This is a genomic window from Cupriavidus necator, from assembly GCF_040578825.1.
Classification (GTDB): domain Bacteria; phylum Pseudomonadota; class Gammaproteobacteria; order Burkholderiales; family Burkholderiaceae; genus Cupriavidus; species Cupriavidus necator_E.
Genome location: NZ_JBEFLI010000138.1, coordinates 1 through 6,812, shown reverse-complemented (window position 1 = coordinate 6,812; position 6,812 = coordinate 1). Strand labels below are relative to the sequence as shown.

General features: G+C 66.0%; 6 protein-coding genes. 1 reads left to right on the top strand and 5 read right to left on the bottom strand.

The features are described 5' to 3' along the window. Positions 1 to 157: 157 nt before the first annotated feature. On the top strand, positions 158 to 844 hold the full coding sequence (gene trmB / locus AB1I47_RS33100) for a tRNA (guanine(46)-N(7))-methyltransferase TrmB (RefSeq protein ID WP_354687874.1): 687 nt from the start codon (positions 158 to 160) through the stop codon (positions 842 to 844). 65 nt (positions 845 to 909) lie between these two features. Here the strand turns inward: trmB and AB1I47_RS33095 are convergent, their stop codons facing one another. The 5 genes from AB1I47_RS33095 to AB1I47_RS33075 all read right to left on the bottom strand — a co-directional run. Next, positions 910 to 2,112: a DUF2863 family protein gene (locus AB1I47_RS33095; protein WP_354687873.1), complete on the bottom strand. Its 1,203-nt coding sequence runs from the start codon at positions 2,110 to 2,112 to the stop codon at positions 910 to 912. Between the two features lie 101 nt (positions 2,113 to 2,213). After that, the gene (locus AB1I47_RS33090; protein ID WP_354687872.1) at positions 2,214 to 2,363 is read right to left on the bottom strand and encodes a hypothetical protein; all 150 of its coding nucleotides are present in this window, start codon (positions 2,361 to 2,363) and stop codon (positions 2,214 to 2,216) included. Between the two features lie 241 nt (positions 2,364 to 2,604). Further along, positions 2,605 to 5,310 carry an aconitate hydratase AcnA gene (gene acnA, locus AB1I47_RS33085; RefSeq protein WP_354687871.1) on the bottom strand — a complete coding sequence of 902 codons (2,706 nt, stop codon included), beginning with the start codon at positions 5,308 to 5,310 and terminating at the stop codon, positions 2,605 to 2,607. A 287-nt stretch (positions 5,311 to 5,597) separates the two neighbouring features. After that, on the bottom strand, positions 5,598 to 6,161 hold the full coding sequence (locus tag AB1I47_RS33080) for a hypothetical protein (RefSeq protein ID WP_354687870.1): 564 nt from the start codon (positions 6,159 to 6,161) through the stop codon (positions 5,598 to 5,600). A 166-nt stretch (positions 6,162 to 6,327) separates the two neighbouring features. Next, on the bottom strand, positions 6,328 to 6,812 hold a 485-nt coding region (locus tag AB1I47_RS33075; RefSeq protein WP_354687869.1), incomplete at its 5' end, for a citrate/2-methylcitrate synthase.

Here is a 6,812-nt window from a genome sequence, read left to right as displayed (position 1 = left end):
GGGCGGGAAGGCGGGGAATCGGTTTCATGGGACGGGCTCCTCGTACGGGTTTGCGCGATCGCGGACGGGTTCTCAGGCGGGATTGTCCCGCATTGTGCCGCTAAAGTGACACGGGTGCAGCGTTTGCCGGCGGGCGCGGGCGCTGGTCGCCGTTAAAATGGCGTCCATGTTTGCCAATTCCCGCACCATCGTTTCGGCCCAGTCCGACGTTCACGAGCACCTGGCCGCGCGCGTCGCGCGCCACCTGGCCGAACCCTTCCGCAAGCCCGTCGGCGAAGCCAGCCGGCGCGCACTCGCCACGGCGCTGCAAAGCTGGCAGCAGGCCGGCGGGGCACCGCTGATCCTCGATGCGGGCTGCGGCGTGGGCGAAAGCACGCTGCGGCTCGCCACCGCGTTCCCGGACCACTACGTGATCGGCGTCGACCAGTCCGAAAAGCGTCTGGCCGCCGGCAAGGACTGGTGGGGCGGGGCGCCGATGCCCGCCAACTTCTGCTGGGCGCGCGCCGACCTGGTCGATGTGTGGCGGCTGCTGCAGGACGATGCGGTGCCGGTGGCGCGCCACTACGTTCTGTACCCGAACCCGTGGCCCAAGATCGGCCACCTGGGGCGGCGCTGGCAGGGGCATGCGGTGTTCCCGGCGCTGGCCACTTGCGGCGATTACCTGGAGTGTCGCAGCAACTGGCAGGTCTATATCGATGAATTCTCGCAGGCGCTGGCAATGGTCGGCCGCCCCGCCCTGGTCGAGGCATGGCACCCGGCACAGCCGATGACGCCGTTCGAACGCAAGTACGCGGCGTCGGGGCATGGGTTGTGGCGGTGTGTGAGCGAGCGCGCGCCAGCCTGATCGACGTTCCAATGAGAAACGGCCCGCAATGCGGGCCGTTTCCGTTTATGCAGCGGCGGGCGATATCAGTGGAACAACGGCTGCTGCGTCGGCGCATCCTCCGGCAGCTCGGCATGCACGATCTCGCCATTGCGATCCGCGTACAGCGGCGTGCCGCAGTCCTCGCAATACTCCGGATCGAACAGCGCGGCGTGGCGGAAGATGTCTTCCACGCCGGCATTGCGCAGTTCTTCGCAGATCTGCTCGAGCGGGTTGCCCTTCTCGTCGGCATCGATCTCGCCGGCTTCGCGGCCGTAGACCGGCCAGACGATGCCGTAGATCACGTCCTTCTCGCCGCGCATGGTGAAGCCGACGCGGTATTCCTCGACCACTTCTTCGCCGAACGCCGCCACCACCGCGGCAAGCTGGCCGGCGGAGATATCGAGCGTGCCGCACAGGTAGTTGACCGCGGCGCGCACCGTCAGCGGGCGGATGCTCTTGTCGGATTCGCGGCACGACAGGAAGAAGGCGTCGGGCAGCAGCAGCTCGAACTCGCAGCCCGGCAGCAGCAGCGCCACCGACGGCTGGACCTGGCTGCGCCATTGCTCCAGGCAAGTCGAGCGCTCCGCATGGTGCTCCTTGGCGTCTTCCTGCCAGCGGAACAGCGCCTGCTCGTGCGGCGCCACCACCACCGCCAGCAGGTAGCGCGGGTCGGCCAGGATCGGCGCGGTCTCGGGCAGGTCGCGCAGGTCGACCTTCGGTACCGTGCCACCCAGCGCGGCCGCGGCCAGCTTGTGCGTCAGCGCGAAGGTGTCGCTATGCGTGCGCGGGAGCTGGTCGATGCTGTACAGGTAAGGCGACAGCGAAACCTTGGTGGCGCTGGCCAGCACATGTGCCTGCAGGTGCACCGCCAGCGTCTGCGCCACTTCTGGCTTCAGCGCCCCGGAAGGGATGGCGTAGCGCGTGTGCGCCAGGATCGGGGCGGCGATCAGCAGCGCGTCATAGCGCTGGCCGTCGACCTCGATGCTGGCCGATTCGGCCAGCGTCTCGGCCTGTTCGGCGAGTACGTCGGAGGCGTCTGCGTTGTGCTTGAACAGGTGCTCCAGCGCCGCGTCGAGCGCGGTCTGGCTCCCGTTCTTCAACAGGCGGCCCAGGCGCTGCGAAAGGCGCCGTTCCCAGTACCCGTCCTCCATGCGGCTGCCCGACGCGTCGAGGGCGAGCGCATCGGCCACCAGGCGCTCGGCGTCAGGCGAAAGACGTGGGGAAGCCTTGGGGCGAAAACCTGCCATAGAAAGAAACCGTCCGTTATACGTAAAACGGTATTCTACTCGCTGCGTTGACAAGCAGGCCGCTCCATGGGGCGCGGCCGGCGCTCGTCACGCCCGGGGGGTTATTTTTGTGCCGGTGCGGCGGGTGCGGCAGGGGTGTGGCTCTCGACGCTGTGCGACTCGCCGGCGATCGAGACGTCGCTGCCGCCCTTGGTCAGCAGGTAAAGGGCCGCGCCGGCGACGACGACGAATGCGATAAGGATCTTTGCCATGGTGTCTCCTGGATCTGGTAAATGCCGGGCCGTCCGGTCCGGTCTGTAATGCTGTTCTTGTGAGACACAGTGTGGCAGCGCAGGCTTGCGTGGAACTTACACGCGCAGAAGCGGTTTCGAGGTGATGCAGGCGGCGCACCGAGCCTCTCTCCAATCAAGAAACCAATAAAAAAACGCCGCCTGCCGCGGCCCGCGCAATGCGGGCTCAGGCAGGCGGCGTCTTCCGCTTTAGCGATGGGCCTTAAGCGGCCAGCAACTGACGCAGCACGAACGGCAGGATGCCGCCGTGGTTGTAGTAGTCGACTTCGATCGGCGTGTCGATGCGCAGCAGCACAGGCACGCGCTGCACGTCGCCGTTGGCGCGCTTGATCACCAGCACCACGTCCTGCTGCGGCTTGAGATCCCCCTCGATGCCTTCGATATCGAAGGTCTCGTTGCCGGTGATGCCCAGCGTCTGCGCACTGTCGTCGCCCTTGAACTGCAGCGGCAGCACGCCCATGCCGACCAGGTTGGAACGGTGGATGCGCTCGAAGCTGCGGGCGATCACGGCCTTCACGCCCAACAGCTGCGTGCCCTTGGCGGCCCAGTCGCGCGACGAACCGGTGCCGTACTCCTCGCCGCCGAACACCATCGTGGGCGTGCCCTCGGCGATGTACTTCATGGCCGCGTCGTAGATCGACATCTGCTCGCCAGTGGGCTGGTGGATGGTGAGGCCGCCCTCGACGCGCGCGCCATCAGCCTTGGGCGGGATCATCAGGTTCTTGATGCGCACGTTGGCAAAGGTGCCGCGCATCATCACCTCATGGTTGCCGCGGCGCGAGCCGTAGCTGTTGAAGTCCGCCCTCAGCACGCCACGGTCCAGCAGGTACTTGCCCGCGGGCGAGGTGTCCTTGATCGAGCCAGCCGGCGAGATATGGTCAGTGGTCACCGAGTCGCCGAAGATGCCCAGCGCCCGCGCACCGCGCACGCTCGACGCGGCCGCCGACGGCTCCATGCTGAAGTCCTGGAAGAAGGGCGGCTCGGCGATATAGGTCGACCTGGGCCAGTCGTAGACCTGGCCCGGGGTGCCCTGGATCGCGCCCCACAGCTTGCTCGGCTTCTTGACCTGCTCGTAGTTGGTCCTGAAGGTGTCGGCATTCATCGCGAACTTCATCAGCGCCTGGATCTCTTCCGAGGTCGGCCAGATGTCGCCGATCCAGATGTCCTTGCCGTCCTTGCCCTTGCCGACCGGCTCGGTCATCAGGTCGCGCGTGACATTGCCGGCGATGGCGTAGGCCACCACCAGCGGCGGCGAGGCCAGGAAGTTGGCGCGGATATTCGGGTGGATGCGGGCCTCGAAATTGCGGTTGCCCGACAGCACAGCGGCCGCCACCAGGTCGTTCTTGACGATGGCCTCGTTCAGTTCCGGCGTCAGGTCGCCGGCGTTGCCGATGCAGGTGGTGCAGCCGTAGGCGGTCACGCCGAAGCCCAGCTTCTCCAGGTACGGCAGCAGGCCGGCGGCCTGCAGGTATTCGGTCACCACGCGGCTGCCAGGGGCCAGCGAGGTCTTGATATGCGGTGCCACTTCCAGCCCGGCTTCGACCGCCTTCTTGGCCAGCAGGCCCGCGGCCAGCAGCACGCTCGGGTTGGACGTGTTGGTGCAGGAGGTGATGGCGGCGATCAGCACGTCGCCGTTCTTCACTTCGAGGCCGTCGGCGGTGCTGTAGCGCCGATCCAGGTCGGCCGGGTCCTTGTTGAAGCCGTTCTCCGCCACCGGCTTGCTGAACAGCGAGGCGAAGGTGCTCTTGACGTTGCCGATCTCGATGCGGTCTTGCGGGCGCTTCGGGCCCGCCAGCGACGGCGCCACGGTGGACAGGTCGAGCTTCAGCGTCTTGCTGTAGTCGATCTCGCCGGCCTGCGGGATGCCGAACATGCCCTGGGCGCGGAAGTAGCCTTCGAACGCGTCGATTTCCTCGTCGGTGCGGCCGGTGCCGCGGAAATAGTCGATGGTCTTCTCGTCGACCGGGAAGAAGCCCATGGTGGCGCCGTATTCGGGTGCCATGTTGCCGATGGTGGCCCGGTCCGGTACCGACAGGCTGGCGGTGCCTTCGCCGAAGAACTCGACGAACTTGCCCACCACTTTTTCCTTGCGCAGCATCTCGGTGATGGTCAGCACCAGGTCGGTGGCGGTGACGCCTTCGCGCAGGCGGCCGATCAGCTCCACGCCGACCACGTCAGGCGTCAGGAAGTACACCGGCTGGCCCAGCATGCCGGCCTCGGCCTCGATGCCGCCGACACCCCAGCCGACCACGCCGATGCCGTTGATCATGGTGGTGTGCGAATCGGTGCCGACCAGCGTGTCAGGGTAGTAGACCCCGTCCTTGCGGTGCACGCCGCGCGCCAGGTATTCCAGGTTGACCTGGTGCACGATGCCGAAGCCCGGCTGCACCACGCCAAAGGTGTCGAAGGCCTGCATGCCCCATTTCATGAACTGGTAGCGCTCATGGTTGCGCTTGAATTCCAGCTGCATGTTCAGGTCCAGCGCCTTCTTCTCGCGGAAGTGGTCGATCTGCACCGAGTGGTCGACCACCAGGTCCACGGGCACCAGCGGCTCGATCTGCTTGGGGTTCTTGCCCATTTTCTCGGCGACGTTGCGCATCGCGGCCAGGTCGGCCAGCAGCGGCACGCCGGTAAAGTCCTGCAGCACCACGCGCGCCACCACAAAGGGAATCTCGTCGACACGCTCGGCGGTGGGCTTCCAGCCGGCAAGCTGCTTCACGTGTTCTTCGGTGACCTTCTTGCCGTCACAGTTGCGCAGCACCGATTCCAGCACCACGCGGATCGACACCGGCAGGCGCCCGATCGCCAGGTCCAGCGCCTCGCCCAGTTGCGGGAGGGAATAAAACTGGCCCTTTCCGGAAGGGCCGATCTTGAATTCTTTTAGCGTGTTCTTGAGGTTATGGGGCATTGCCGTACTCCGATCGAAGGATGATGCGATGGCATTTGGCTCGGACCTCTGCAACTGAATCTAGACCCCGGTGCGCTGCCGCGGCAATTGGCCGCGGTCCGAGGTCGGCAGCGCACTGCAACTGCATACTCTAACCGCCGCGCGGCTTTGCCGCCACCCGGATCCGGTTCGGCCCTGTCCCCACGTCGGCACGACAGCTTGCCCGGCGCGCGGGTTTCCCCGCCCGACAAGGCAAAAAGGGCGCCGTCGGCCGGAATTCAGACGGCCGCCGGCGCCCTGGTACGGACTTACTGCTTGGGTGCCGCGGTCTGCTGGGTGGCGTCCGACGGCTGCTGCGGCTGGCCGCCCGGGGGCGTGACCAGCAGCGGGGTGGTTGCGGGGGCGCGCAGGCCGCCGGCCTGGGTCGGGGCAGCGGCGCCGGCCTGCATGGCGGCGCTCTGGCAGTCGTCGGCCAGGCGCTGGCCGAGGTTCTTGTTGAACAGCATGGCCTTGCTCGGGATCACGACCAGGTCCAGGCCGGTGCGGGCGTCGTAGTAGCGGTCGGCGCCGGTCACGGTGGACTGGCGCGGCAGCTTGTAGTCCTTGCCCTGCCAGTGCACGGTCAGCACTTCGTCACGCAGCATGTCGCCGGAGATATACAGGCTGTTGCCCAGTTCGCACTGCCACTTTTCACCGGTCGGGGTGGCTGCTGCGGCGGCGCCGGCAGCGGCGGCAGCCCCGGCAGCCGCCTTCTTCTTGGTCGAAGACTTCTTCTTGGTGGTGGTCTTCTTGGCCGGTTCCTGCGCCATCACGGCGGTAGCGGTGGTCAGGCTGAAGGCGCCGATGCAGGCGGCAAGGACGAGATGTTTCATTTTGTGAGTGCCTTTCGGATTCCGAAATCTGATTTATGTATCATCGCCGCCGTCACATCCGGCGGCGCCTGGGATGGATTTCCGCCGCTATTCTCTACGATTTGCCTGGGACGGCGTAGTGCTCTGGCCTTTCGTTACATTATTGGGACGCCCGGTCGGGCCGGGCTCACTTGCGCTTGCCGATCGGCATGAATTTGCGGTTTTCAGGGCCCACGTAATTGGCGCTGGGGCGAATGATCTTGTTGTCAATGCGCTGTTCGATCACATGTGCAGCCCAGCCGGAAGTGCGCGCCATTACGAAAAGCGGCGTGAACATCGCCGTCGGCACGCCCATCATGTGGTAGCTCACCGCGCTGAACCAGTCCAGGTTGGGGAACATCTTCTTGACGTCCCACATCACCGTCTCCAGCCGCTCGGCAATCTCGAACATCTTCATCGAGCCGGCATCCTTGGACAGCTTTCTCGCCACTTCCTTGATCACCTGGTTGCGCGGGTCGCCGGTGGTGTACACGGGGTGGCCGAAGCCGATCACGACTTCCTTGTTCTCGACGCGTCGGGTGATATCTGCCTGGGCCTCATCGGGGTTGTCGTAGCGCTTCTGGATCTCGAACGCGACCTCGTTGGCGCCGCCATGCTTGGGGCCGCGCAGCG

Bases quoted from the DNA above. Each gene is read 5' to 3' on its own strand.
- acnA (WP_354687871.1), bottom strand. From the start codon at position 5,310: ATGCCCCATAACCTCAAGAACACGCTAAAAGAATTCAAGATCGGCCCT.
- AB1I47_RS33095 (WP_354687873.1), bottom strand. From the start codon at position 2,112: ATGGCAGGTTTTCGCCCCAAGGCTTCCCCACGTCTTTCGCCTGACGCC.
- AB1I47_RS33080 (WP_354687870.1), bottom strand. From the start codon at position 6,161: ATGAAACATCTCGTCCTTGCCGCCTGCATCGGCGCCTTCAGCCTGACC.
- trmB (WP_354687874.1), top strand. From the start codon at position 158: ATGGCGTCCATGTTTGCCAATTCCCGCACCATCGTTTCGGCCCAGTCC.
- AB1I47_RS33090 (WP_354687872.1), bottom strand. From the start codon at position 2,363: ATGGCAAAGATCCTTATCGCATTCGTCGTCGTCGCCGGCGCGGCCCTT.